This window comes from Streptomyces sp. NPDC054866 (genome assembly GCF_053610745.1).
Map to the genome: position 1 here is coordinate 320,637 of NZ_JBSGZA010000005.1, position 25,323 is coordinate 345,959.

Here is a 25,323-nt window from a genome sequence, read left to right on the forward strand (position 1 = left end):
TGGAAGCCATGAGCACACCCGCCCGCTTCGACCGCGGCCACTCCGACGACCTCATGACCTTCCTGGCGGCAAGCCCCTCGCCGTACCACGCAGTGGCAAGCGCCGCGGAACGGCTGGAGAAGGCCGGTTTCCGGCAGGTCGAGGAGACCGACGCCTGGGACGGGACGGCTGGCGGGAAGTATGTGCAGCGCGGCGGCGCGATCGTCGCCTGGTACGTCCCCGAAGGCGCCTCCGCACACACCCCGTACCGCGTCGTCGGCGCCCACACCGACTCCCCGAACCTCCGCGTCAAGCCGAAGCCCGACGCGGGCGCGCACGGCTGGCGGCAGGTCGCGGTCGAGATCTACGGCGGCCCGCTGCTCAACTCCTGGCTCGACCGCGACCTCGGCCTCGCGGGCCGGCTCTCGCTGCGGGACGGCTCGACCCGGCTCGTGAACATCGACCGGGCGCTCCTTCGCGTCCCGCAGCTGGCGATCCACATGGACCGCGGAGTCGTCGCCGACGGCCTCAAGCTCGACAAGCAGAAGCACATGCAGCCCATCTGGGGCCTCGGCGACGACGTGCACGAGGGCGACCTCATCAGCTTCCTGGAGGAGGAGTCGGGGCTCGCCCCCGGCGACGTCACCGGCTGGGACCTGATGACGCACCCCATCGAGGCGCCCTCCTACCTCGGCCGCGACCGCGACCTCATCGCGGGCCCGCGGATGGACAACCTCCTCTCCGTGCACGCCTGTACGGCGGCGCTCGCCGCCGTCGCCACCGCGGACGGCGCCGGCTCTCTGCCGTACATCCCGGTGCTCGCCGCCTTCGACCACGAGGAGAACGGCTCGCAGTCCGACACGGGCGCGGACGGCCCGCTCCTCGGCTCGGTGCTCGAACGCTCCGTCTTCGCGCGCGGCGGCACGTACGAGGACAGGGCCCGCGCCTTCGCAGGCACCGTCTGCCTCTCCTCCGACACGGGCCACGCCGTGCACCCCAACTACGCGGAGCGGCACGACCCGACGCACCACCCGCGTGCCAACGGCGGCCCCATCCTCAAGGTCAACGTCAACAACCGGTATGCCACGGACGGCGCGGGACGGGCCGTGTTCGCCGCCGCGTGCGAGAAGGCCGGGGTGCCCTTCCAGAGCTTCGTGTCGAACAACGCGATGCCCTGCGGCACGACGATCGGGCCGATCACCGCGGCCCGGCACGGCATCAAGACCGTCGACATCGGCGTCGCGATCCTCTCCATGCACAGCGTGCGCGAGCTGTGCGGGGCGGACGACCCGCACCTCCTCGCCAACGCGCTGGTGGCGTTCCTGGAGGGCTGAGTCCTCTGGAAGGCTGATTTCCGCTTCCCCGTGTGGCCGTGCCGGGTCCGGGTACTCGGGTGCCCTGCCACGACTTAGGGAGGCGGTCCACATGGGCCTGGGCGGATGCATCATCCTGATCGCCGCGGGCGCCATCCTCACGTTCGCGACCGACTGGGAGATGGAAGGCATCAACCTCACAGTCACCGGTCTGATCATGATGGCCGTGGGCGTGATCGGCGTCGCCGCGTTCACCAACGCACGCCGCAAGACGGTCGTACCCCCGGGCGCGACCGTCGTCGAGACGGAAGACGACCACCACCACCATCGTTACTGACAGCCGGACCCGCTCGCGGGCGTACGGTTTCAGCCGCTTTCATCGCCGGGCCCGGCGGCCACCTCCGTGGCTGCCGGGCCCGGCGATACTCTTGAGCCTTGTTCGAAGCGTGATTCGAAGCGTGCGGCGCGGGCGCGGCAGAGGAGTTGAGGCCAGGTGGAGTTCCAGCTGCTCGGACCGGTGAGCGTCGCCGGAGGCAGCGGCTCCGTCTCCCTCGGCCCCGCCAAGCGCCGCAGTCTGCTCGCCGCGCTGCTGCTGAGGGCGGGCACACCGGTCTCGGTGGACGCCCTGACCGAGACCCTGTGGGACGGCGAACCGCCGCTGCACGCGCGCACCGTCATCCAGGGGCACATCTCCCGGCTGCGCGCTCTGCTCGTCGAGGCGGGCCTGGACGCGTACGGCGTGGAACTCGCCACGCAGGGCGGTGCGTACGCCCTCCAGTTCCCGGAGACCCTGCTCGACGTCAGCCGCTTCGAGGACCTCGTCAAACTGGCCGGGCGGCAGCGGGAGGCCTCGGACGCGGCGCTGATGCTGCGGGAGGCACTCGCGCTGTGGAACGGGCCCGCGCTGACCGGCACGGTCGCCACGGAGCCGATGCTGGCCGCCGCGCGGGGCCTGGAGGAGAGCCGCCTCGTCACCGTCGAGCAGCTCGCCGACGCGTACGGACGGCTCGGCTCGCACGGCCAGGCCGTGGGCCTGCTGAGTGCGGAGTCGGTCCAACACCCGTTGCGGGAGAGCCTGGTGGCGGCCCTGATGCGGGCGCTGCAGCGGAGCGGCCGGCAGTCCGAAGCGCTGGAGTACTACCACCGGACGCGGGAGCTGCTCGCCGAGGAGCTGGGGGTGGACCCCGGCAAGAAACTGCGCAGGGCGTACGAGGAGATCCTCGCCGGTGAGCCCGACACCGGGGCACATCCGATGCTGGGCGCCCCTGCGCCGCGCCCTCGCGGGCGGTACGACCTGGGCCTCGGCGGCGGCGCGAAGGGCGGCCCCGCCGCGCCTTCCGCACCTGCCGGGCCTGCGGCACCCGTCGCACCCGCCGCGCCCGCCGAAGGAAGCCGTCCCGTACAGCGAGTGGGGCCTGGCCCGGCCGGGCAGAGCGGCGAGTCCGGCGAAGGGGGGGTACGGCCCACGGCGCCGACGCCGACCCCGACGCCGGGCTCCGATGGCCAGGGCGCCACCCCCGCCACCGCGGCTGGTCCCGCGATCCCCCGCCTCCTGCCCAGGGCTCCCCGCGCCTTCGCCGCCCGTGAAGAGCAACTCGCCTCGCTGGGAGCCGTACTCGTCGAGGAGACAGAGGCGCCCATCGTCCTGCTCACCGGCCCCGCGGGCGTGGGAAAGACCGCCCTCGCCCTGCACTGGGCGCACCACCACGCGGCCCCCCACCCGGAGGGCCAGCTCTTCGCTGACCTCGGCGGCTTCAGCGGCGGCGACCCCGCCCATCCCGAGCGCGTCCTGCGGGAGTTCCTCCGCGCCCTGGGAGTGCAGCCGCAGGATCTGCCGGCCGGCATCGAACCGGCGGCGGCCCTGTACCGCTCGCTCCTCGCCGAGCGGCGCCTCCTCGTCGTACTCGACAACGCCCACGACTCCGCCCAGGTCCGCCCCCTGCTGCCCGGCGCACCCCACTGCACCACCCTCATCACCAGCCGCAACCGCCTCGACGGCCTCGTCGCGTCGGACTGCGCGCGCCCCGTGCAGGTCGACCCGCTCGGCGAGCGCGACGGCGCCGAGCTGTTCCTCCGCGCCCTGCGGCAGAGCGCCGAGACGGACGCCGACTCCGAGGACGTACGCCACATCGCCCGCCTCTGCGACGGCCTCCCGCTGGCCCTGCGCATCGCCGCCGCCAGGCTCATCGGGCGCCCCCAGCGGTCCGTGGCCGGGCTCGCCGCCGAACTCGCCGACGATGAGCAGCGGCTGGCCCTGCTCTCCGCCGAGGACACCGGCGTCGCGGCCACCCTTCGCACCTCGGTGGCCCAACTCCCCGGCAGCGACTCCTGGTTGCTCTCCTCGCTGAGCCGAGCCTCGACCCCGGACGTGGACGCGCACGCGGCCGCCGCCCTCGCGGGCGCGACCGTGTCCGCCGCGCGCGAGGGACTCGACCGCCTCGCCGCGGTCCATCTGATCCAGGAGGAGGGGGCCGGGCGCTACGTCCTGCCGTCTCTGGTGCGGCTCTTCGCCCGCGACCTGGACGCGCCCACGACCACGACGTTCCGCCGGCCCCGTCCCGAGGAGCTGCGGCGGGCCGTACCGGACTCCTCCAGGTGACACCGGGCCGGCGCTGAGCTCCCTCGTGAACTGCGTGAACTGCGTGAACGAACCATTAGCCAGGTGTTAGCGGAACGCCAGCGGCGGGCGGCAGGCTCAGCGGAGCAAGCACGAACGACCGCCGCTCACGGGGGAGTCACCGCCATGCGCACCACCGCTCGTACCGCCCGCGCCGCCCGTAAGAAGGCCGCGCTCGCTGTTACGGCCCTCGCGGCGCTCTCCCTCACGCTCACCGCGTGCAATGGCGACGGCGACGGCGACGGTGATGGGGACGGTGACGGTGGCAAGGCGTCCCGTGCCGAAAAGAGATCGGCCGATGCGCGTACCGGCGGCCCAGCTGCCACCACCTCCGGCGGCTCCGGCTCCGCGGCTCCGCTCTCCGGTGACGCCTGCGCGCCGACCGCCGCGAAGATCGAGCTCGAGGACACCGGCGGCACCGCACCCCTCGCCCTGATCAAGATCACCAACAACGGCGGCAAGACCTGCTCGGTCTTCGGCGCCCCTTTCGTCAGCGACCCGAAGGCGGGCAAGAACCTCCCGGTGGCCGAGAACACCCGCCCCCGGTCGGTCGTCCGCGTCGAGCCGGCGAAGTCCGCCTACGCCGCGATCGGCCTCGCGGGCATCGACGCCCAGAAGACCCACCGCGCCAAGACCCTCGGCGTCACGCTCTCCACCAAGGACGGCAAGGGCACGGACGGCCGCGTCACGGTGAACTCCCCCGGCGCCGCGGGCCTGCTGCTCAACGCGGACTCGCAGGTCACGTACTGGCAGAACACCCTTGAGGACGCCATGTCGTAAAGACGACGCGATGTCGTGGAGACGACGCGACGCGGTAACACCCCGCGGCCTCCCCTGATCCACAGCCGGTCCGTGTCCTCACTTCCCCCAAGTGGCACGGGCCGGCTGTGTCACGCGCGCCACGGGGTAGGCATCGCGCCATGAAACTTCTCGTACGCGACCGGCTTCTCGGCATCGGTGACGACTACTGGATCGAGGACGACCAGGGTCAGAAGGTCTTCCTCGTCGACGGCAAGGCGATGCGCCTGCGCGAGACCTTCGAGCTCAAGGACATGCAGGGTCGCGTCCTCATCGACATCCGCGCCAAGATGCTTGCGCTGCGCGACACGATGGTGATCGAACGGGACGGCGAGCCGCTGGCCACGGTCAAGCGCAAACGCCTCTCGCTCCTGCGCAACCACTACCGCGTGGACCTGGTCGACGGTACCGAGCTCGACGTGAGCGGCAAGATCCTGGACCGCGAGTTCGCCATCGAGTACGACGGCGAGCTGCTGGCCGACATCTCCCGCCGCTGGTTCCGCGTCCGGGACACGTACGGCCTCCAGATCGCCCGGGACGACGCCGACGCCTCGCTCCTTCTGGCCGTCGCGGTCTGCGTGATCCGCCTGGCGGAGAAGGAGAGGGGCGACGAGGACTGAGCGGCAGGGCCGGCCGCGGCCTCAGCGCCGGGGAGCGTCCATGCCGAGGAGACGGTCCTTCAGCGCGGGGAACTGCTCGCGCGTGGCCGCGACCTTCGCCGGGTCGAACTCGACGGTGAGGACCTCCTCGCCGTCCCCCGCCTCGGCGAGCACCTCGCCCCACGGGTCGACGACGATGCTGTGCCCGGCCTGGGGCACCCCGGCATGCGTACCGCCGGTGCCACAGGCAAGGACGTACACCTGGTCCTCGACAGCCCGTGCCCGGGCGAGCAGCGTCCAGTGCTCACGCCGCCGCGCGGGCCAGCCCGCGGGGACGACGAACATCTCGGCTCCCGCGTCGACGAGCCCCCGGAAGAGCTCGGGGAAGCGGAGGTCGTAACAGGTGGCGAGCCCGATCGCCGCGTCGGGCGTACGCACCGTGACCAGTTCGCTGCCCGCCCCCATCAGGACGGCCTCGCCCTTGTCGAAGCCGAACCGGTGGATCTTCCGGTACGAGGCGGCGAGCTCACCGTCGGGCGAGAAGACGAGCGAGGTGTTGTAGAGGTCCACGGAGGGGTTCCCGGCAGCGTCCCGCTCCGGGATGGACCCCGCGTGCAGCCAGACGCCCGCGTCACTCGCGGCCTTGGACATCGCCTCGCGGGTCGGTCCGTCGATGGACTCCGCCTCGCTCGCGAACGACTCGTACGCGAAAGCGCCCGTGGTCCACAGTTCGGGAAGAACGATGAGATCCGGCCGCTCACGCCCGGCTACCTCACGCACCAGTGAAGAGACCCGCGAGCGGCGGGAATTGACCGATTCGCCCTCGTCTACGGCGATCTGGATGAGGGAGGCGCGCACACTACCACCGTCCTGGCATTCGAGCCGTCAATGCAGGCCTACGATCGTCACACGAAAGCACTGCCGGGGTGCCTGCGGGCAGCGTAACTTAACGTCCCAGACACCCACCGCCCGCGTACGACCGTCGAGGGGTCCCGTGAGTCTCCATCCCAGCCTGCAAACCTACGCCGACGCCTGGACCCAATCCGTATCAGCCATATCCGAGCTGGTGTCACCGCTCGCCGAGGGAGAGTGGAACTGGGCCACGCCCTGCCCCGGCTGGTCGGTGCGGGATGTCGTCTCCCACGTCATAGGCCTGGACTGCGAGATGCTGGGCGACCCGCGCCCCATCCACACCCTGCCCCGCGACCTGTACCACGTACAGACCGAGGGCCAGCGCTACATGGAGGTGCAGGTCGACGTCCGGCGCCACCACACCGCGCCCGAGATGACGTCCGAGCTGGAGTACACGATCATCCGCCGCTCGCGGCAGCTGCGGAACGAGTCGCGCGACCCCTCCCACAAGATCCGCGGCCCGCTCGGCACCGAGCAGACCCTCGAACTGGCCACGCGAATGCGGGCGTTCGACGTCTGGGTGCATGAGCAGGATCTGCGTACGACGCTGAAGAAGCCCGGCAACCTCGACTCCCAGGGCGCGTACGTGGCGCGGGACCTCCTGCTGCACGGACTGCCCAAGGTGGTCGCCAAGAAGGCCGCGGCACCGGCGAACTCGGCGGTCGTCTTCGACGTGAGCGGCCCCGTCGAGTTCCTGCGCACGGTCCGTGTCGACGCCGATGGCCACGCGACGGTCGACAGCGCCCCCTCGCTCGGCCCGCTCGCCACGCTGAGCCTGGACTGGGAGACGTACTTCCGCCTGGCGTGCGGCCGCGTCTCGCACGCCTCGGTCGCCGACCGGATCAAGATCGAGGGCGATCACGGCCTGGCCGAGGCGATCCTGCGGGAGTTCGCGGTCACGCCGTAGCCCTGGGGACGCGCGGGCGCTCCTCAGACAGGTACGTGCACGGCCTCGACGCGGCTGGCGACAAGGCGCTCCTTCTCGCGGCGCACCGCGCGCGTCCGCAGGCGCAGGATCTGGCTGAGGCCGACCGCCTCCAGGACGAAGACGGCGGAGAAGGCGATCCGGTAGTTGTCGCCGGTCGCGTCGAGGAGCACGCCGATGGCGAGCAGCGTCGTCATGGAGGCGACGAAGCCGCCCATGTTCACGATGCCGGACGCGGTGCCCTGCCGCTCCGGCGGGTTGGCGGGCCGCGCGAAGTCGAAGCCGATCATGGACGCGGGGCCGCAGGCGCCGAGCACCGTGCACAGCGCGATGAGCAGGCCCATCGGGGCGTGGTCGCCGGGGTAGTGGATCGTGGCCGCCCACATCACGGCCGTCGTCGCGACGGTGCCGATGGCCAGCGGCGTGCGGGCCGCGTGGTGCCGGGCGACGATCTGCCCGTAGACCAGGCCCACCACCATGTTGGACAGCACGACGAGGGTGAGCAGCGCCCCGGCCGTCCCCCGCGTGAGGCCCTGCGCCTCGACGAGGAACGGCAGGCCCCACAGGAGCAGGAACACCATCGCGGGGAACTGCGTGGTGAAGTGCACCCAGAGCCCGAGCCGGGTGCCGGGCTCGCGCCAGCTCAGGGCTATCTGCTTGCGCACGAAGGCCCCACCGGTGTGCCGCGCGGGCTCCGGCTCGTGGCCCTCGGGGTGGTCCTTGAGGAACAGCGTCATCAGTACGAGGACGACGACGCCGCAGAGCGCGCTGCCGGCGAAGGCCGCGGTCCAGCCGACGGAGTGCAGGAGCCGGGCGAGGACGAGGGTGGAGACGAGGTTGCCCGCCATGCCGACCAGACCGGCGAGCTGGGCGACGAGCGGGCCGCGGCGGGCCGGGAACCAGCGGGTGCCGAGGCGCAGCACGCTGATGAAGGTCAGCGCGTCACCGCAGCCGAGAAGCGCGCGGGACGCGAGCGCCATTCCGTACGAGGGCGAGAACGCGAAGCCGAGCTGGCCGAGCGTGAACAGCACGACTCCGATGGTCAGCACGCGCTTGGTGCCGAGCCGGTCGACCATGAGGCCGACGGGTATCTGCATGCCCGCGTAGACGAGCAGTTGGAGGATCGAGAAGGTCGAGAGCGCGGACGCGTTGACGTGGAACCGGTCGGCGGCGTCGAGTCCGGCGACGCCGAGGGAGGTCCGGAAGATGACGGCGACGAAGTAGACGGCGACACCGATGCCCCACACGAGCATGGCCTTGCGACCACCGGGCGGATCACCGGGGAGGGAGACGGGGGCGGAGGCCGAGCTCATCGGGACTTCCAGTAATGGGTGGGTGGGAGGGAAACACGCCGCGAAGCGGCAAAAGGAAACCCACCACCGGCGGACGGCGACCGGTCAAAGAGAACCCTCACCGGACCTCACCCCGAGCAAGATCCCGAAACCACCCGACGTGCCGGGTAACCACACCCACCGCCCCCTCCACATCCCCCGCCCGCAAAGCCCCAAGAATCTCCTCGTGCTCAGCGAGCGTCTTGGCGATCCGGTCAGGATGCGAGTGCATCACCGCGACCCCCATCCGCAGCTGCCGATCACGGAGCTGGTCGTACAGCCGGGCAAGGATCTCGTTCCCCCCACTCCGCACGATCTCGGCATGGAAGCACCGATCGGTGACCGCCGCTTCAGCGAGAGCCCCAGCGGCGGCCTGCTCCCGCTGCTGGGCGAGGAGCTCCTCAAGCCGGGCGATCAACGCCGGCGGCGCAGGCACCGCCTTGCGCACCGAGTGCGTCTCCACCAGAAGCCGCGTCTCGACGACATCGGCGATCTCCTGCGCGGAGACGGGCAGGACGAGCGCCCCCTTCTTGGGGTAGAGCCGCAGCAGCCCTTCGACCTCCAGCTTCAGGAGGGCCTCCCGCACCGGCGTGCGGGACACGCCCACGGCCTCGGCGAGCTCACCTTCGGTGAGCAGCGTGCCGCCCTCGTACCGACGGTCGAGCACCCCCTGCTTGACGTGCGCGTACACGCGCTCGGCGGCGGGTGGCGGTTTGACGGCGGGGGCGGCGGGGGCGGAAGCGACTGGCATGCGCACAGCATAGATACAACACGTACCCATGAGGCCGTCCATTCCACGATCCGGACATCACCCTCACAGGGATGCATCCATTTGCCCCTCTCGTGTGTCTCACTATCGAGCGGCACCCTCATGTGGCCGCATTCCAGGGGCATTTGGAGCATTGAACTTGAACACCCCCATTAAGGGCATTCGCCGCGCATCGGCCGTAATCGTCACTGCGGGTGCGGTATTCGCGGGCGGAGCCCTCACGACCCCGGCCCACGCGGCCGCTCTGCCGAAGCCGTCGATCGCCGCCAAGGGCGGCTATGTGATGAACAACGGCACGGGCAAGACGCTCTTCACGAAGTCCGCGGACACCCGGCGTTCCACGGGCTCCACGACCAAGATCATGACGGCGAAGGTGGTGCTCTCACAGCCGAACCTCAACCTCAACTCCAAGGTCAAGATCGAAAAGGCCTACAGCGACTACATCGTCAGGAACACCGCCTCGTCCGCCCGGCTGATCGTCGGCGACAAGGTCACCGTCCGCCAGCTCCTGTACGGCCTCATGCTGCCGTCCGGCTGCGACGCGGCGTACGCGCTCGCGGACAAGTTCGGCAAGGGCGCCACCCGCTCCGCCCGCGTGAAGTCCTTCATCGGCAAGATGAACGCCCAGGCCAGGAGCCTCGGCCTGACGAACACGCACTTCGACTCGTTCGACGGCATCGGCGGCGCGGGCAACTACTCGACGCCCCGCGACCTGACGAAGCTCGCCAGCAGCGCGATGAAGAGCTCCACGTTCCGTACGGTCGTGAAGACGAAGTCGACGAAGCAGAAGGTCACCACGAAGAGCGGTGGCTACCGCTACATGTCGTGGTCGAACACGAACAACCTGCTCAGCAGCTACAGCGGCGCGATCGGCGTGAAGACGGGCTCAGGCCCGCAGGCCAAGTACTGCCTGGTCTTCGCCGCGACCCGCAACGGCAAGACGGTCATCGGCACGGTCCTCACCTCGACCTCGTCGACCAACCGCACGAAGGACGCGAAGAAGCTGATGGACTACGGCTTCAAGAAGTAGCCCTTCGCAGAGCGGTCGTTCGCAGTACGCCGACGGGGCCCCGCCACGGTGAGTGGCGGGGCCCCGTCGGCGTACGCGGGTCGCTACGCCCAGGTGATGAGCCGCTTGGGCTGCTCCAGGATCGCCGCCACATCGGCGAGCACCTTGGAGCCGAGCTCGCCGTCGACCAGGCGGTGGTCGAAGGAGAGCGCGAGCGTCGTCACCTGACGCGGCTTGACCTTGCCCTTGTGGACCCAGGGCTGGAGCTTGATCGCGCCGACCGCGAGGATCGCGGACTCGCCGGGGTTCAGGATCGGCGTGCCGGTGTCGACGCCGAAGACGCCGACGTTCGAGATGGTGACCGTGCCGCCCTGCATCGCGGCCGGAGTCGTCTTGCCCTCCTTGGCCGTGGACACCAACTCGCCGAGCGACTCGGCCAGTTCGGGCAGCGTCTTGGCGTGGGCGTCCTTGATGTTCGGGACGACCAGGCCGCGCGGCGTGGCGGCGGCGATGCCCAGGTTCACGTAGTGCTTCTGGACGATCTCCTGATTCGCCTCGTCCCAGGCCGCGTTGACGTCCGGGTTACGCCGGATCGCCACGAGCAGTGCCTTGGAGATGAGCAGGAGAGGGTTGACCCGCAGGCCCGCGAACGCCTTGTCCAGCTTGAGCTCATCGACCAGCTTCATCGTCCGCGTCACGTCCACCGTCACGAACTCCGTGACGTGCGGCGCCGTGAAGGCCGAGCCGACCATCGCCTGGGCGATGGCCTTGCGGACGCCCTTGACGGGGATGCGGGTCTCGCGGGCGCCGGCCGCGGTGGTGGTGCCGGGAGCGGCGGCTTCGGCTGCCGCCTGCTCCGGGGCGGCCGCTGGAGCGGACTCGACGGCCGGGGCAGCGGCCGGAGCCACCGCCGCGTGCACGTCCTCGCGCGTGATGATCCCGTCGGGCCCGGACGGGACGACGGCCGTGAGGTCGACTCCCAGGTCCTTGGCGAGCTTTCGCACCGGCGGCTTGGCCAACGGCCGCTCACCCGCAGGGGCCGCGGGCGCGGAGGCCGCGGAGGCCGCGGGCGCCGCGGAGGCGGCAGCCGTGCCGGAGCCGTTCAGCTCGGCCTGGACCGCCGCGGCGTAGTACGTCCCCGCGGCCTCGGCCTGCTCCGAAGCGGCCTTGCGCGCGCGGCGCTTCGTCGAGGACTGGGCGACCCCATAGCCCACGAGCACGGGCTGGCGCCCCTCGGGAGCGGCCTCCTCCTCGGGGGCGGCGACTTCCTCCGCGGGGGCGGCCTCAGCGGGGGCTGCGGCTGCCTCAGCGGGCGGCGCGGCAGGCGCGCCCTTGCCGGACACGTCCACCGTGATGATCACCTGGCCCACATCGACCGTGGTGCCTTCGGGGAAGCGCAGTTCCCCCACGACTCCGTTGAACGGGATGGGCAGCTCGACGGCGGCCTTGGCCGTCTCGACCTCGCACACCACCTGCCCGTCGGTGACCGTGTCACCGGGAGCCACGAACCACTTGAGGATCTCCGCCTCGGTGAGCCCCTCGCCCACGTCGGGCATCTTGAACTCGGCCAGCGCAGCGTCTGTCATCGTCGTCACGACCCTCTCCCTCAGTACGCCAGCGAGCGGTCGACAGTGTCGAGCACCCGGTCGAGGCCCGGCAGGTACTCCTCTTCCAACCGCGCCGGCGGATACGGCGCGTGGAAGCCGCCGACCCGCAGCACGGGAGCTTCGAGGTGGTAGAAGCAGCGCTCGGTGATGCGCGCCGCGATCTCCGCGCCCGTGCCCAGGAAGACCGGTGCCTCATGGACCACGACGAGCCGCCGCGTCTTCTCGACCGAGGCCTGCACCGCGTCGAAGTCCATCGGCGACATGGAGCGCAGGTCCACGACCTCAAGGGACTTGCCCTCTTCGGCGGCGGCTGCGGCTGCCTCCAGACAGACCTTCACCATGGGGCCGTACGCGGCGAGGGTGAGGTCCGTGCCCTCGCGGGCGACCCGGGCCTTGTGCAGCGGCGCCGGGATGGCGTCCGTGTCGACCTCGCCCTTGTCCCAGTAACGCCGCTTCGGCTCGAAGAAGATCACCGGGTCGTCGCTCTGGATGGCCTGCTGCATCATCCAGTAGGCGTCCGACGAGTTCGACGGCGAGACGACCTTGAGGCCCGCCACGTGCGCGAACAGCGCCTCGGGCGACTCGCTGTGGTGCTCGACGGCGCCGATGCCACCGCCGTACGGAATGCGGATGACGACCGGCATCTTGATCTTGCCGAGCGCGCGGGCGTGCATCTTCGCGAGCTGCGTGACGATCTGGTCGTACGCGGGGAAGACGAAGCCGTCGAACTGGATCTCCACCACAGGGCGGTAACCCCGAAGAGCCAGGCCGATGGCCGTGCCGACGATGCCGGACTCGGCGAGCGGGGTGTCGATGACACGGTCCTCGCCGAAGTCCTTCTGGAGGCCGTCCGTCACCCGGAAGACGCCGCCGAGCTTGCCGACGTCCTCGCCCATGATGAGGACCTTGGGGTCGGTGTCGAGCGCCTTGCGCAGCGATTCGTTGATCGCTTTGGCAAGGGGAAGTTTCTGTACGCCCATGGTCACTTACCGCCCTCTTCAGCGAAGGACGCCTGGTACGCGGCGAACTGCGCGCGCTCCTCGTCGACCAGCGCATGCCCGTCCGCATACGCGTTCTCGAAGATCGCCATCAGATCCGGATCCGGCATCGCCCGCACCACCTCTCGCACTCGCTTTCCCAACGCTTCGCTCTCCGCCTCGAGTTCCGCGAAAAATCCCTCATCCGCGTGACCTTCGGACTCGAGATAGGTCCGCAGGCGCAGGATCGGGTCCTTCGCCTCCCAGGCCTCGCGCTCGTCGTCGTTGCGGTACTTGGTCGGGTCGTCGGACGTGGTGTGCGCGCCCATGCGGTAGGTGAACGCCTCGATGAGCGCCGGGCCCTCGCCCGTACGCGCCCGCTCAAGGGCCCACTTGGTGACGGCGAGCACGGCGAGCACGTCGTTGCCGTCGACCCGCACGCCGGGGAAGCCGTATCCCTGCGCGCGCTGGTAGAGCGGCACGCGGGTCTGCCTCTCGGTGGGCTCGGAGATCGCCCACTGGTTGTTCTGGCAGAAGAACACGACGGGAGCGTTGTAGACCGCGGAGAAGGTGAAGGCCTCGGCGACGTCGCCCTGGCTGGAGGCACCGTCCCCGAAGTACGCGATCACGGCCGAGTCCGCGCCGTCCTTGGCCACGCCCATCGCGTAGCCGGTGGCGTGCAGGGTCTGCGAGCCGATGACGATCGTGTACAGGTGGAAGTTGTTGGTGTTCGGGTCCCAGCCACCGTGGTTCACGCCGCGGAACATGCCGAGCAGATTGGTCGGGTCGACCCCCCGGCACCAGGCGACGCCGTGCTCGCGGTAGGTCGGGAAGACGTAGTCGTCCTCGCGCGTGGCACGGCCCGAGCCGATCTGGGCGGCTTCCTGGCCGAGCAGCGAGGCCCACAGGCCCAGCTCGCCCTGGCGCTGCAGGGAGGTGGCCTCGGCGTCGAAGCGGCGGGTGAGGACCATGTCGCGGTACAGGGCGCGCAGGTCGTCGGCGGTGATGTCCGCGACGTACGAGTCGTACTCGGCGTTCTTGACCCGCTTGCCCTCGGGGGTCAGCAGCTGGACAAGCTGGGGTTCCGTGCTTTTCTTCGGCGCGGCCTTCTTGGCGCTTGCGCGCTTGCCGCCGCTGGTACTGCTGCGGCGCGGTGTGCGCGCGGCGGTGCTCTCCACGGTCACGTGTGCTCCTCCGTCGGTCCGGCCCCCGGGATTACCGGGTAAGCCAGTGCGGCTCGCCTGATCCGTGCCCGCGCACGGGGTGGGTGCGACTCGGCCGGGAAACAGGCGTGACAGGTGCCCCGGCGAGCGCCCTGCACAATGCACGTTACCCAGTGCTTCCCAATTCTGTGAAACCCCATCTGACCTGCGAATTTGCTTGGGTTTCCAAGTATCTGACTGCTTGGATTTCCGAGTAAATCCAGAAAGTCGGGAACAGTTCCTGGTCACAGCACTGATCACAGCCTGGCAGGGGGCCGGAACACCGGCACGTTATCCCGGCCACCCCGCGCACGGGAAGAGTTCAGCTCAGGCACTGCGAGAGATCATGTGTGAGACTGACTCCGTGCGCGAAGACGGAAAAATTACGGTATTTCTCCTCGACGACCATGAAGTGGTGCGGCGAGGAGTCCATGAGCTGCTCTCCGTGGAGTCCGACATCGAGGTCGTCGGAGAGGCCGGAACAGCGGCGGACGCCCTGGTCAGGATCCCGGCGACGCGGCCTGACGTGGCGGTTCTCGACGTGCGGCTTCCCGACGGGAGCGGCGTGGAGGTCTGCCGCGAGATCCGTTCGCAGAACGAGGACATCAAATGCCTGATGCTCACCTCGTTCGCGGACGACGAGGCGCTCTTCGACGCGATCATGGCGGGCGCTTCCGGCTATGTCCTGAAGGCCATTCGCGGCAATGAACTGCTCTCCGCCGTACGTGATGTGGCAGCCGGAAAATCCCTGCTCGACCCGGTCGCCACGGCCCGCGTCCTTGAGCGGCTGCGCGACGGGAACACCCCCAAGGGCGACGACCGTCTGTCGAACCTCACGGACCAGGAGCGGAAGATCCTCGACCTGATCGGCGAGGGCCTGACCAACCGGGTGATCGGCGAACGGCTGCACCTCGCCGAGAAGACGATCAAGAATTACGTGTCCAGCCTGCTCTCCAAGCTCGGCATGGAACGCCGCTCCCAGGCGGCCGCGTACGTGGCCCGTATGCAGGCGGAACAGCAGCACTGAACAGCGAGACGGGACTTACGTCCCCATCCCGTAGGGGCGTGATCCCCTTCCCCGGCCCCCCGCCGGTGCCAGAGGGTGGACGCATGCCCTCCGAAGATCAGCTACAGGACGATCAGCTACAGGACGAACGGCTCGCCTTCGAACTGCTCGGCCGCACCGACTACGGCCGGGTCGCGACCAGCATGCGCGCGCTGCCCTTCCTCGCCGCGGCCCGCCACGTCGTCGTGGACGGGCGGATCCTGCTGCGGATGCACAAGGGATACGGCTACCACGAGGCCTGCATCGGCAGTGTCGTCGCCTACGGGGCGGACAACCTCAGCGCCGAGACCGCGCGCACGGGTCAGTGGACCGTGCAGTTCGTCGGCCTGTGCGAGGCCATCGAGCCGACCACCGCCGAACTGGAACTCTTCGGCCCGGGCCCGCACTACGTGGACGGCGAGCTCTACGACCCGGTCTACATGCGTATCGAGCCGCAGCTGGCTACGGTGCACACCCTCTACGGCGGCCGGCAGCGACAGCTTCAGCGCACCTTCTAGAACGCGTACACCGCGATACACAACGGCACGCGCGCGTGGAGCCTTTCGGGGCTCCACGCGCGCGTGCGTTTCGTTCACGGGCCCGTACCACGGGCCTGTACGCCTCGGCTCAGCCTTCGGCGCCGGTGTTGGCCCCGCCCTCCGGGCCGCCGGTCACCGGCGACTCGTCACCACCATCGGTGGGGGTGGGGTCGTCGGTCGGCGTGGTCGGGTCGTCCGTCGGCTCGGTGGGCTCGTCCGTCGGCTCCGTCGGGTCGTCCGTCGGCTCGCTCGGGGTCGGCGTCGTGGGCGCGGTCGGGCCTGTGGTGTTGGGCTGCTCCGGCGTGTAGCTGCCCTGACCGCCGGAGCCGTCGCCGGGCGCCGTCTCGTCCTCGGAGGTGTCCTCCTCGGGACTCTTGCTCGGCTTCTTCGTCTCCGACTGCTTCGTCGGCGCCTTCGTCGGGCCTTCCTTTTCCTTCTGCTTGCCGTCGCCCGCCGTCAGCGCGTACGCGACGCCCACGGCGATCGCGATGACCGCGAGCACGGCGAAGATCCACATCTTGCCCCGGCCGCCCCGGCCGTTCCCGTCGCGGTGACCGCCCTCGAAGCCGCCGTCGTCGCCGCCCGGCGGACGCAGCATGGCGCCCGGGATCTGCGCGGTGCCGGAGTCGCCCGGGTGCTGCATCGCGGTGGTGCCCGCGACGCCCATCGCCGGGGTGCTGCCGCCCTCGTGCATGCCCGCGACATCGACGGGACCGGTGTTCCAGGTCCCGGTGTGGCTGCCCTGCTCGTGCAGCATCTGCAAGCCGTACTGGACGAGGCCGCGCATCTCCTCGGCCGTCTGGAACCGGTCGTCCGGGTCCTTGGCGAGCGAACGCATCACCAGGCCGTCCAGCTCCGGCGGCGCCGCGTCCGAGGTCTCGGACGGCGGGACCGGGATGTCCTGGACGTGCTGGTAGACGACGGAGAGCGGCGTCTCACCGGTGAACGGGGGCCGCAGGGCGAGGAGTTCGTAGAGCAGACAGCCGGTCGCGTACAGGTCGGAACGGTGGTCGACGGCCTTGCCGAGCGCCTGCTCGGGGGAGAGGTACTGGGGCGTGCCCATGACCATGCCGGTCTGGGTCATCGTCGACTGGGCGCCGTGCAGCGCACGGGCGATACCGAAGTCCATCACCTTGACCGCGCCGGTGTTGGTGATGATCACGTTCGCGGGCTTGATGTCGCGGTGCACGATGCCGTGCTGGTGCGAGTACGCGAGCGCCTCGAGCACCCCGGAGACGATGATCAGGGCCTGCTCGGGACCCGGCGCCTCCGCGTTGAGCAGCAGATCGCGGATCGTCCGGCCCTCGACGATCTCCATGACGATGTACGGGACGACGTTCGGCCCGACGACGTCCTCGCCGGAGTCGTAGACCGCCACCACCGCGTGGTGGTTGAGCCCCGCCACCGACTGGGCCTCGCGTGTGAAGCGGGCCTTGGACACCGGGTCCTCGGCGAGGTCGGAGCGGAGCAGTTTGACGGCGACCGTACGACCGAGACGTACGTCCTCGGCCGCGAACACCTCCGCCATGCCGCCCCGGCCGAGCCTGCGGGTGAGCCGATACCGGCCATCCCCTACAAGGCCGCCGTTACCCCACAACTCCGGCGCGTCTGACATACCGCCGCCACTCGCCTCGGGGTCGGACGGGCCCTGAGCGCGCTGCGTCTGTGCCATCAGTCCTCGCCGTCGTTTCTGGTCGTGGTGCTCGGTGGTACCGGGGGAACCCCGCCGGGCCACGCTACAGCCTTCGCGCGGCGCGGCGGTTCGAGGTGGACCGGACATCAAACCCGCCGGGTGCCCTCACGCGCAAACTTGTAACGCTTCCGAGACGCTTCTTGCGCGTACGGTCACGGAACGGGCATCGAGCTTGACGTGTCGGTGCCCTCGGGCAGACTTGGCCAGGAATAGCGGGAATCGATCACCGATCGCGGAGCCGTCCGGCACACCGCGCCGATGGGGGACGCACGACATGAGCAGCCAGGACGGCGCACAGGGACGGTATGCGGGGCGCTCGCTGGCCGGTGGCCGGTACCAGCTGCGCGATCTTCTCGGCGAGGGCGGCATGGCCTCCGTCCACCTGGCGTACGACTCCGTACTCGACCGTCAAGTCGCTATCAAGACGCTTCACAGCGAGCTCGGCCGCGAGCAGTCCTTCCGCGAGCGCTTCCGCCGCGAGGCCCAGTCGGTGGCCAAGCTCACGCACACGAACATCGTCTCGGTCTTCGACACGGGCGAGGACGAACTCGACGGCACGACGATGCCGTACATCGTCATGGAGTACGTGGAGGGCAAGCCGCTCGGCTCCGTGCTCGACGCGTCCGTCACCCAGTTCGGCGCGATGCCGACCGACCAGGCGCTGAAGATCACCGCCGATGTGCTCGCCGCTCTCGAGATCAGCCACGAGATGGGCCTGGTCCACCGCGACATCAAGCCCGGCAACGTGATGATGACGAAGCGCAACGTCGTCAAGGTCATGGACTTCGGCATCGCCCGCGCCATGCAGTCCGGCGTCACCTCCATGACGCAGACCGGCATGGTCGTCGGCACCCCCCAGTACCTCTCCCCGGAGCAGGCGCTCGGCCGCGGCGTGGACGCCCGGTCCGACCTCTACTCCGTCGGCATCATGCTGTTCCAGCTGACCACCGGACGGCTGCCCTTCGAGGCGGACTCGCCGCTGGCCATCGCGTACGCGCACGTCCAGGAGGAGCCGGTCGCTCCGTCCTCGATCAACCGCTCGCTGCCGCCCGCGGTCGACGCGATCGTCGCCCGCGCGCTGAAGAAGAACCCGAACGAGCGCTTCCCGACCGCCGAGGCGATGCGCGACGAGTGCCTGCGCGTCGCGCAGTCCTTCCAGGCGTCCGCGCCGAGCATCGTGCCGGGCGCCCAGACGGCGAGCGGCGCTGGTGTCGGCGCCGCTGTCTTCCCGCCGGTCGACTCCTCCATGCCGCAGAGCGGCAACGTCCAGACGCCGTACCAGCCGGGTCCTTACGGTCCGCCCACGCCGGCCCCGGGTCCCGTGACCCCGGGCTACGGCTACCCGCAGCAGAGCGGCTACCAGACCCCGGCGCCCACGAACGCGTACGCCCCCCAGGCCTCGCAGACCCCGCCGCCCTACACGCTCTCGCCGCAGCCCTCGCAGACGTCCGTGCAGAGCGGCGGCTCGGGTTCGGGCGGCGGCGGCAAGCGGAACATGCCGGTGGTCGTCGGCTCGATCGTCGTCGCGCTGCTCGCCATCGGCGGTGTGATCGCGGCTGTGTCGCTGAGCGGCGACGACGGCGGCAACGGCGGCAAGGAAGAGAAGGAGTCGAACGCGCCGGTGGCGGGGCATCGGGGTCCGGACCGCTCCAAGACGATCGAGACCGAAGAGTGCACCGAGCCCGACACGGCGTACAACGACGAGGACAAGATCAAGGTCCCTGACTTCACGTTCAGGGACTGGCGCTCCGTGCAGAAGTGCCTTCAGGCGGCGGGCTGGCAGTTCGACAAGCGCACGATCGACGAGAACACCTACGGGGAGGACACCGTCATGATGCAGTCCCCCAAGGAAGGCTCCGACGTCGACCCGGACGACGTGGACATCGAGTTCACCATCTCCACGGGCAACCCGGCCTGACCGGACGCGGTGGCGCAGTCATCACGTGAAGGGCCCGGTCACCTCGTGACCGGGCCCTTCACGTCGTCCTGACCGGCTACCGCCTTAGAGGTAAGGCCCTCCGGTCCGTCCCGCGATGCCGCCGTCCTCTTCCTCCTCGCCGCCGCCCACACCGGGCGGCAACGCGCGCCGCATCGATTCGAGCTGCGCCCGCGCCGCCATCTGCTGCGCGAAGAGGGCCGTCTGGATCCCGTGGAAGAGCCCCTCGAGCCAGCCCACCAGCTGGGCCTGCGCGATGCGCAGTTCGGCGTCGCTGGGTACTCCGTCGTCGGTGAAGGGGAGGGAGAGACGCTCCAGTTCCTCTACGAGCTCGGGGGCGAGACCGTCCTCGAGCTCCTTGACCGAACTGGCGTGGATCTCCTTGAGCCGCACCCGGCTCGCCTCGTCGAGAGGTGCCGCCCGCACCTCCTCGAGCAACTGCTTGATCATGCTGCCGATGCGCATGACCTTCGCCGGCTGTTCGACCATGTCCGTCACCGGGACCTCGCGGGATTCGTCGTCTCCGCCACCGCCGCCGAGTGCCATTCCGTCCTGGCCCACGACCAGGACCTGGGGGCTCTCGGGCGACCTTTCGTTCCTCGGCATCTCCATGCCGCCATTCTCTCGCACCCGTACATCACACATCGGTGGTGCCCCCATTTGCCACTGATCCACCGTGTACGAAGGGTCCGTCCGTGTCAGCCGCGGCGCAGCCGCACGGCGAAGAACCCGAGACCGAGGCCGATGAGGACCAGGCCGCTGCCGAGCGGCAGGACGCGAAGGCCGGGCAGGACGGGTTCGGCGGCCGTCCGCCGGGTGGTGTCGGACGCGGTGGTGGCCTGGCCGAGGGGCTTCACGGCGGGGGCCGGGGTGGAGACGGGCGGGGGGACCTGCCGCGGTGGCCTGCGGGGCGGCGTGGATGCCGCGTCCGGCGGCGCGGGTTCGTCCCGGCCGGGCCTGGCGCGGCCTTCGCCGGGGGCGCTCCCGGCGCGGGTCTCACCGGGAGAGGGGCCGGCCGCGTACGACAGAGAGACGGGGGAGACGGCGATCAGCACCGTCAGAATCAACAAGGGGCGAAGCCATGGAGTCATCGCGCCGGCTCCCTCCCGCTACCGGGTCGGAGAGATCATTGATGCCGGACAAGCGTCACATAGCGCCGTTTGTCCGGCATCTTGAGGCCCGCTTGTCCGGCATCTTCAGCCCGCGCGATCAGCGGACGAGCAGCACCTTCCCGATGTGATTGCTCTCCTCCAGTACGCGATGGGCGGCCGCCGCGTCACTCATCGGCACCGTCTGGTCGACGATCGGCCGTACGTGGCCGGTGGCGATCAGCGGCCACACGTGCTCGCGCACCGCCGCGACGATCGACGCCTTCTCCTCGGCGGGGCGGCCCCGCAGGGAGGTCGCGGTGACAGCGGCGCGCTTGCCGAGGAGCGTGGCGATGTTCAGCTCGCCCTTGACGCCGCCCTGCATACCGATGATCGCGAGACGGCCGTTGGCCGCGAGGGACTGCACGTTGCGGTCCAGGTACTTGGCGCCCATGTTGTCGAGGATGACGTCCGCGCCCGCGCCGTCCGTGGCCTTCTTGATCTCCTCGACGAAGTCCTGCTCGCGGTAGTTGATGAGGATGTCCGCGCCGAGTTCCCCGCAGAAGTCGAGCTTCTCCTTGGTGCCCGCCGTGACGGCCACCCTGGCGCCGACGGCCTTCGCCAGCTGGATCGCCATGGTCCCGATACCGCTGGAGCCGCCGTGCACGAGGAACGTCTCGCCGGGCCTGAGGTGGGCGATCATGAAGACGTTGGACCAGACCGTCGACGTCACCTCGGGCAGCGCGGCCGCCGTGACGAGGTCGACGCCGTCCGGCACGGGCAGCAACTGGCCGGCGGGGACGACGACCTGCTCGGCGTAGCCGCCGCCGGCGAGCAGCGCGCACACCTCGTCGCCGATCTTCCAGCCGGAGACGCCGGGGCCGATGTCGGTGACGCGGCCCGCGCATTCGAGCCCCGGATAGGGCGACGATCCGGGTGGCGGGTTGTAGAAGCCCTGGCGCTGGAGCAGGTCGGCGCGGTTCACGGCGCTGGCCACGACGTCGACCAGCACCTCGCCCTCGCCGGGTACGGGATCGGGGACCTCGGCCCATACGAGCGCTTCGGGTCCACCGGCTTCGGGGATCGTGATCGCATGCATGCGGGCGAGGCTACTCTCTGCCCATTCCAGTCGTCCGACTATGTGCGCAGACCTCCGCGCGGCGGATTCGACTTGGCGTCCGGCGCCATCGGTGACGTCGTCGTCGCCCGCACGATGGTGATCAGACGGTCCATCAACTGCAGCTTCCCGACGGCGGGATCGTCGTACCCGAGCACCCGATGTCCGCGTACGACACTGACGACCAGGTCGTCCGTCTCGCGGACCCCGAGACCGACCTCGGCCTTTATCACCGGCCGCTCGACGAGATCGAGCCCACTGCCCTGCTGGATCAGGTCCTCCATGACCATGCCCGCGCTGGGGCTGAGCACGGAGAGGCCGAGCAGCCGTCCCGCCGCGCTGGCGCTGGTGATCACCGCGTCGGCGCCGGACTGGCGCAGCAGCGGCGCGTTCTCCTCCTCGCGCACCGCGGCCACGATCTTCGCCCCGCGGTTCATCTGCCGGGCGGTCAGCGTGACCAGGACGGCGGTGTCGTCGCGCTGGGTCGCGATGATGATCTGCCGGGCGCGCTGCACCTCGGCACGGAGGAGCACATCGCTGCGCGTCGCGTCGCCGATGACGCCCGCGTACCCCTCCGCGGTGGCGGCGTCGACGACCTTCGCGCTCGGGTCGACCACCACGATCTGCTCGGGCTTCAGACCGGTGGCGCAGACGGTCTGGATCGCCGAGCGACCCTTGGTGCCGAAGCCGACGACGACGGTGTGTTCACGCAAGTTGGACCTCCAGCGGTTCAGACGCCATTCCTCGCGCGTACGTTCCGTGAGCACTTCGAGAGTGGTGCCGACCAGGATGATCAGGAAGAGCACGCGCAGCGGCGTGATCAGGAGAATGTTGCAGAGCCGCGCACTGTCGCTGTACGGGACGATGTCGCCGTAACCGGTGGTCGAGAGCGTGACGGTGGAGTAGTAGGCGGCGTCGAGGAAGTCGAGCGCCTCGTCCGAGTTGTCGTGATAGCCGTCGCGGTCGATCCAGACGATGAAGGTCGTCAGGGCGAGCACCGCGAGCGCCATGAGGAGTCGCTTGGCGACCTGCCGCAGGGGCCGCTCGACGATTTGGCGCGGCAGTTTGATCCGGTGGGTGACGAGGTGTTCGTCGGGGTTGCGGGCGATGGCGTCGTGGCCGGGAAGTTTCACGTGAAACACTCCCCGGCCGTGTCCGCTGCCGTGCCGGCTCCCGTGCCTGTTTCCGACAAGGCCCAGGGGAGGTCGAGGACCTCCACCTCCTGGCCCCGTCGCCCGCCGCCCGGCGGGACGACCGCGAGCCCGTCGGCCACGGCGATCCCGCGCAGCATCGCCGGACCGTTGTAGTGCAGGGGCACGGCGTGGTCGTCGCGAAGAGTCACGGGGACGAGACGGGTGTCGTGCGGGTGCCCGTGCACGTCCTCGCGCAGAACAGCGGTGTACGCCGATGGGGTGGGGCGCCTGGAGAGCGTACGCAGCAGGGGCTCGGCCAGGGTCAGCAGGCCGGAGACCGCGGCCAGCGGATTGCCGGGCAGGCCGACGAGGTGCTGGTCGGGGCGGATGCGGGCGAGCAGCATGGGGTGCCCGGGGCGCACCGCGACGCCGTCCACGAGGAGCTCGGCGCCGATGCGGCGCAGGATGGGGTGGACGTGGTCGACCGGTCCTGACGCGGTGCCGCCGGTGGTGACGATGAGGTCGGCGGCGGAGGTGGTGAGGGCCTGGTGGAGCGCCTCGGCATCGTCACCGAGCCTGCGTACGGCGATGACGTCCGCGCCGAGCGAGCGCAGCCAGGGCGGCAGCATGGGCCCGAGCGCGTCACGGATGAGGCCCTCGTGGGGGAGCCCCTCGGTCAGCAACTCATCGCCCAGGATCAGCACTTCGGCACTGGGCCGGGGGGCCACGGGCAGTTCGTCGTACCCGGCGGCTGCCGCGAGACCGAGCACCGCCGGGGTCACCAGGGAGCCGGGCGGCAGGAGTTGGTCACCTGAGCGGCACTCCTGGCCGCGCGGCCGGATGTCCTGCCCGTGGGTGACGTCTCGCCGGGGGTGCAGCCGCCCCTTGTCGTCGGTGAGGCCGTGCTCGCTGCGGATGACGGCGGTGGCCTCCTGGGGGACCCGCGCCCCGGTCGCGATGCGCACGGCTTCCCCGTCGGAGAGCGGCTCCGGCCGCCCGTGCCCGGCAAGGATCCCGTCCGCCTGAACTTCCCAGGGGCCGGGGCCTGCGACGACCCAGCCGTCCATCGCTGAGGTGTCGAAGGAGGGCAGGTCGGTGAGGGCGACGAGGGGCGCGGCGAGCACGAGACCGAGCGCTTGCCCCAGGGGGACGGCGGCGGGCACGGAGGTGGAGGGCACGGGCCGCGGGGCACTGCCGGCGGTGGTGCGGGCGGCGGGCCAGGGGGTGATGTCGCGGTGCTCGGGCCGGCTGCCGGGGGCTTGGTTCTCGGGGCCACCGGAGTCGCCGCCGTTCCGCGGCGTCGCCCCTTGTTTGCCGGGGGGCGCGGCGGATGCGGTGGGCGTGGGGACGGGCGCGCGCGAGGGCGGCCGGGGCGCGGTGCCGTGCCCGTGCCCGGCGTCGCCCGAGGCGTCCGGCGCGCTTCGGAGGTCGCCGGACGCCTCGGGCTCGGCGCCTGGGCGCCTGCCGGTCCTGCGGCCGTGGTCGTCGTTCACCAGGGCGAGAGCCTCGTCGAGCTCGGCGTCCGGCGCGGGCTGCCCACTCATCCGGCATCCGGCCGCATGTCGTCCCTGGCGTCCTGACCCGGGTCGGGGCGGGCTTGGGGTGGCGTCGCGTCGGGCGCGGCGCCGGGCTTCCCGCTGGGGGTGGCGGTCGGCTTCCCGTCAGGGGCGGCGGCTGGCTTCCCGCTGGAGGCGGCGGCCGGGGCCGCGCCCTGCCCCGCGTCGGACTGGCCCTCCTCCGCCCACCGCGTGGCCAGTGCCGCCGCCTTGCGGGCGGCGTCGGCCACCGCTTCCGGGCCACCGCCCTGCGCGGCCCGCGCCGCCGCGTACCCCACCAGGAAGGTGGTCAGCGGAGCCGCAGGCCTTGCCACGCCGTGTGCGGCGTCGCGGGCGAGGTCGAGCAGCAAGCCGGTGTCGACGTCGAGCTCGATGCCCAGTTCGTCCTTGACTGCGGAAATCCATTCATCCAACACGTGCCCATGCTCCCTGATACGCGCCCTGGCGGCCGCGATGTCGTCCCAGGTGTCGCAGTCGAAGGACGCTACGGCGTCGGTGACCCGGGTGAGTTCGAGCCGCGCCGTGAGCGATCGCAGCGGAAGCCCCGTCAGACCATCGTGCTCGGCGGCGAGCTTCGCGATCTCACGCTTCAGCGAGGCACTGCGATAGGCCGCGACCAGCGGCTGGTCCCGGCCCTCGGCATCGCGCAGCAGCGCACCGTCCACGCCGCTCTCCCGCAGCGCGGCGAGGAGGCCGCCCACGGTCCGCTCCTCCAGGAACGGCAGATCGGCGGAGAGCACCACCACCTGCTCCGCCCCGGTACGCCGCAGCCCCGCGTCGAGCGCGGCGAGCGGCCCCGCCCCCGCGGGTTCCTCGCGCGCCCACACCACGGGGCGTGCGGTCGGGCGGGGCTCGGCGACGACCACGGTCGTGCCCGCGCCGGAACACGCGCCGAGCACCCGGTCGAGCAGTGCACGGCCGCCCACCCGCAGGCCCGGCTTGTCCGCCCCGCCGAGCCGCCTGGCGCCGCCGCCCGCGAGCACTACGGCGTCGTACGGGGTGAGGTGCGGGGAGTGGCGCGGGGAAGCGTGCGGGACATCGGTCGGGGCGGCTTCCGAGGCGGCGGATTCGGCGTCGCCCGGAGCCCTCTGCGCGGTCATCCCCCGAGTATGGGCGCACGAAGGATCAATGCCACCCCTCTGTACGGGGACTCACATCACCGCATCAGGGCTCACTCC

General features: G+C 70.7%; 23 protein-coding genes. 10 read left to right on the plus strand and 13 right to left on the minus strand.

The annotated features are described in order from the left end of the window. Window positions 1-8: 8 nt before the first annotated feature. From ACWGI2_RS26350 to ACWGI2_RS26370, 5 genes are all read left to right on the plus strand, one after another. Window positions 9-1,313, plus strand: a complete 1,305-nt coding sequence (locus tag ACWGI2_RS26350; RefSeq protein ID WP_453698000.1) for a M18 family aminopeptidase — start codon at window positions 9-11, stop codon at window positions 1,311-1,313. Between the two features lie 91 nt (window positions 1,314-1,404). After that, window positions 1,405-1,629, plus strand: coding sequence for a hypothetical protein (locus ACWGI2_RS26355; RefSeq protein WP_453396864.1), 225 nt, complete (start codon window positions 1,405-1,407; stop codon window positions 1,627-1,629). A gap of 156 nt (window positions 1,630-1,785) precedes the next feature. Further along, window positions 1,786-3,891: a BTAD domain-containing putative transcriptional regulator gene (locus ACWGI2_RS26360; RefSeq protein ID WP_453698001.1), complete on the plus strand. Its 2,106-nt coding sequence runs from the start codon at window positions 1,786-1,788 to the stop codon at window positions 3,889-3,891. Window positions 3,892-4,035: 144 nt separating this feature from the next. Then, window positions 4,036-4,689: a DUF4232 domain-containing protein gene (locus ACWGI2_RS26365; protein WP_453698003.1), complete on the plus strand. Its 654-nt coding sequence runs from the start codon at window positions 4,036-4,038 to the stop codon at window positions 4,687-4,689. Window positions 4,690-4,829: 140 nt separating this feature from the next. Continuing rightward, window positions 4,830-5,327: an LURP-one-related/scramblase family protein gene (locus ACWGI2_RS26370; RefSeq protein ID WP_453396861.1), complete on the plus strand. Its 498-nt coding sequence runs from the start codon at window positions 4,830-4,832 to the stop codon at window positions 5,325-5,327. A 21-nt stretch (window positions 5,328-5,348) separates the two neighbouring features. On the opposite strand, the gene ACWGI2_RS26375 is transcribed toward ACWGI2_RS26370, so the two are convergent. Next, window positions 5,349-6,164, minus strand: a complete 816-nt coding sequence (locus tag ACWGI2_RS26375; RefSeq protein WP_453698004.1) for a carbon-nitrogen family hydrolase — start codon at window positions 6,162-6,164, stop codon at window positions 5,349-5,351. A 136-nt stretch (window positions 6,165-6,300) separates the two neighbouring features. On the opposite strand from ACWGI2_RS26375, the gene ACWGI2_RS26380 reads away from it, so the two are divergent. Further along, the gene (locus ACWGI2_RS26380) at window positions 6,301-7,125 is read left to right on the plus strand and encodes a maleylpyruvate isomerase family mycothiol-dependent enzyme (RefSeq protein ID WP_453396859.1); all 825 of its coding nucleotides are present in this window, start codon (window positions 6,301-6,303) and stop codon (window positions 7,123-7,125) included. Window positions 7,126-7,148: 23 nt separating this feature from the next. Here the strand turns inward: ACWGI2_RS26380 and ACWGI2_RS26385 are convergent, their stop codons facing one another. Next, window positions 7,149-8,456 (minus strand): MFS transporter, encoded by a 1,308-nt coding sequence (locus tag ACWGI2_RS26385; protein ID WP_453396858.1) that lies wholly within the window; start codon window positions 8,454-8,456, stop codon window positions 7,149-7,151. Window positions 8,457-8,553: 97 nt separating this feature from the next. Next, a complete protein-coding gene (locus ACWGI2_RS26390; protein ID WP_453698006.1) occupies window positions 8,554-9,225 on the minus strand; it encodes a GntR family transcriptional regulator in 672 nt (223 codons plus the stop codon). Window positions 9,226-9,382: 157 nt separating this feature from the next. Between ACWGI2_RS26390 and ACWGI2_RS26395 the strand changes: the two genes are divergently transcribed. Further along, window positions 9,383-10,273, plus strand: a complete 891-nt coding sequence (locus ACWGI2_RS26395) for a D-alanyl-D-alanine carboxypeptidase family protein (RefSeq protein ID WP_453698008.1) — start codon at window positions 9,383-9,385, stop codon at window positions 10,271-10,273. Window positions 10,274-10,356: 83 nt separating this feature from the next. On the opposite strand, the gene ACWGI2_RS26400 is transcribed toward ACWGI2_RS26395, so the two are convergent. Genes ACWGI2_RS26400 through pdhA form a run of 3 tightly spaced genes read right to left on the minus strand, consistent with a single transcriptional unit; the run spans window position 10,357 to window position 14,020 of the window. Next, window positions 10,357-11,847: a dihydrolipoamide acetyltransferase family protein gene (locus tag ACWGI2_RS26400; protein ID WP_453698010.1), complete on the minus strand. Its 1,491-nt coding sequence runs from the start codon at window positions 11,845-11,847 to the stop codon at window positions 10,357-10,359. Between the two features lie 11 nt (window positions 11,848-11,858). After that, window positions 11,859-12,839: an alpha-ketoacid dehydrogenase subunit beta gene (locus ACWGI2_RS26405; RefSeq protein ID WP_453396854.1), complete on the minus strand. Its 981-nt coding sequence runs from the start codon at window positions 12,837-12,839 to the stop codon at window positions 11,859-11,861. Window positions 12,840-12,841: 2 nt separating this feature from the next. Further along, entirely contained in the window at window positions 12,842-14,020 is a 1,179-nt protein-coding gene (gene pdhA, locus ACWGI2_RS26410; protein WP_453396853.1) for a pyruvate dehydrogenase (acetyl-transferring) E1 component subunit alpha, read from the minus strand. Window positions 14,021-14,402: 382 nt separating this feature from the next. On the opposite strand from pdhA, the gene ACWGI2_RS26415 reads away from it, so the two are divergent. After that, window positions 14,403-15,065 (plus strand): response regulator, encoded by a 663-nt coding sequence (locus ACWGI2_RS26415; RefSeq protein WP_160506163.1) that lies wholly within the window; start codon window positions 14,403-14,405, stop codon window positions 15,063-15,065. 83 nt (window positions 15,066-15,148) lie between these two features. Next, window positions 15,149-15,601 carry a pyridoxamine 5'-phosphate oxidase family protein gene (locus tag ACWGI2_RS26420; protein WP_453396852.1) on the plus strand — a complete coding sequence of 151 codons (453 nt, stop codon included), beginning with the start codon at window positions 15,149-15,151 and terminating at the stop codon, window positions 15,599-15,601. A 109-nt stretch (window positions 15,602-15,710) separates the two neighbouring features. Here ACWGI2_RS26420 and ACWGI2_RS26425 read toward each other — a convergent pair whose 3' ends face one another. Further along, window positions 15,711-17,294: a protein kinase domain-containing protein gene (locus ACWGI2_RS26425; protein ID WP_453396851.1), complete on the minus strand. Its 1,584-nt coding sequence runs from the start codon at window positions 17,292-17,294 to the stop codon at window positions 15,711-15,713. A gap of 295 nt (window positions 17,295-17,589) precedes the next feature. Here ACWGI2_RS26425 and ACWGI2_RS26430 point away from each other — a divergent pair, with 295 nt between their 5' ends. Next, on the plus strand, window positions 17,590-19,233 hold the full coding sequence (locus ACWGI2_RS26430) for a protein kinase domain-containing protein (protein ID WP_453698012.1): 1,644 nt from the start codon (window positions 17,590-17,592) through the stop codon (window positions 19,231-19,233). Window positions 19,234-19,317: 84 nt separating this feature from the next. Here ACWGI2_RS26430 and ACWGI2_RS26435 read toward each other — a convergent pair whose 3' ends face one another. From ACWGI2_RS26435 to ACWGI2_RS26460, 6 genes are all read right to left on the minus strand, one after another. Next, window positions 19,318-19,863, minus strand: a complete 546-nt coding sequence (locus ACWGI2_RS26435) for a bacterial proteasome activator family protein (protein WP_453396849.1) — start codon at window positions 19,861-19,863, stop codon at window positions 19,318-19,320. 86 nt (window positions 19,864-19,949) lie between these two features. Further along, window positions 19,950-20,342 carry a hypothetical protein gene (locus tag ACWGI2_RS26440; RefSeq protein WP_453698014.1) on the minus strand — a complete coding sequence of 131 codons (393 nt, stop codon included), beginning with the start codon at window positions 20,340-20,342 and terminating at the stop codon, window positions 19,950-19,952. Between the two features lie 118 nt (window positions 20,343-20,460). After that, entirely contained in the window at window positions 20,461-21,438 is a 978-nt protein-coding gene (locus ACWGI2_RS26445; protein WP_453396847.1) for an NAD(P)H-quinone oxidoreductase, read from the minus strand. Between the two features lie 38 nt (window positions 21,439-21,476). Further along, a complete protein-coding gene (locus ACWGI2_RS26450) occupies window positions 21,477-22,598 on the minus strand; it encodes a potassium channel family protein (protein ID WP_453396846.1) in 1,122 nt (373 codons plus the stop codon). Beyond that, entirely contained in the window at window positions 22,586-24,133 is a 1,548-nt protein-coding gene (locus tag ACWGI2_RS26455) for a molybdopterin-binding protein (protein WP_453698015.1), read from the minus strand. Before ACWGI2_RS26455 ends, ACWGI2_RS26450 begins: the two co-directional genes overlap by 13 nt. Then, complete coding sequence (locus ACWGI2_RS26460; protein WP_453698017.1) at window positions 24,130-25,245, minus strand: NTP transferase domain-containing protein; 1,116 nt, start codon at window positions 25,243-25,245, stop codon at window positions 24,130-24,132. The genes ACWGI2_RS26455 and ACWGI2_RS26460 overlap by 4 nt, the downstream gene beginning before the upstream one ends. Window positions 25,246-25,323: the final 78 nt, after the last annotated feature.

Coding starts and splice junctions, on each gene's coding strand:
- ACWGI2_RS26425 (WP_453396851.1), bottom strand. CDS start 17,294: ATGGCACAGACGCAGCGCGCTCAGGGCCCGTCCGACCCCGAGGCGAGT.
- ACWGI2_RS26435 (WP_453396849.1), bottom strand. CDS start 19,863: ATGGAGATGCCGAGGAACGAAAGGTCGCCCGAGAGCCCCCAGGTCCTG.
- ACWGI2_RS26455 (WP_453698015.1), bottom strand. CDS start 24,133: ATGAGTGGGCAGCCCGCGCCGGACGCCGAGCTCGACGAGGCTCTCGCC.
- ACWGI2_RS26405 (WP_453396854.1), bottom strand. CDS start 12,839: ATGGGCGTACAGAAACTTCCCCTTGCCAAAGCGATCAACGAATCGCTG.
- ACWGI2_RS26440 (WP_453698014.1), bottom strand. CDS start 20,342: ATGACTCCATGGCTTCGCCCCTTGTTGATTCTGACGGTGCTGATCGCC.
- ACWGI2_RS26355 (WP_453396864.1), top strand. CDS start 1,405: ATGGGCCTGGGCGGATGCATCATCCTGATCGCCGCGGGCGCCATCCTC.
- ACWGI2_RS26445 (WP_453396847.1), bottom strand. CDS start 21,438: ATGCATGCGATCACGATCCCCGAAGCCGGTGGACCCGAAGCGCTCGTA.
- ACWGI2_RS26370 (WP_453396861.1), top strand. CDS start 4,830: ATGAAACTTCTCGTACGCGACCGGCTTCTCGGCATCGGTGACGACTAC.
- ACWGI2_RS26385 (WP_453396858.1), bottom strand. CDS start 8,456: ATGAGCTCGGCCTCCGCCCCCGTCTCCCTCCCCGGTGATCCGCCCGGT.
- ACWGI2_RS26350 (WP_453698000.1), top strand. CDS start 9: ATGAGCACACCCGCCCGCTTCGACCGCGGCCACTCCGACGACCTCATG.
- ACWGI2_RS26460 (WP_453698017.1), bottom strand. CDS start 25,245: ATGACCGCGCAGAGGGCTCCGGGCGACGCCGAATCCGCCGCCTCGGAA.
- ACWGI2_RS26390 (WP_453698006.1), bottom strand. CDS start 9,225: ATGCCAGTCGCTTCCGCCCCCGCCGCCCCCGCCGTCAAACCGCCACCC.
- ACWGI2_RS26420 (WP_453396852.1), top strand. CDS start 15,149: ATGCCCTCCGAAGATCAGCTACAGGACGATCAGCTACAGGACGAACGG.
- ACWGI2_RS26430 (WP_453698012.1), top strand. CDS start 17,590: ATGAGCAGCCAGGACGGCGCACAGGGACGGTATGCGGGGCGCTCGCTG.
- ACWGI2_RS26365 (WP_453698003.1), top strand. CDS start 4,036: ATGCGCACCACCGCTCGTACCGCCCGCGCCGCCCGTAAGAAGGCCGCG.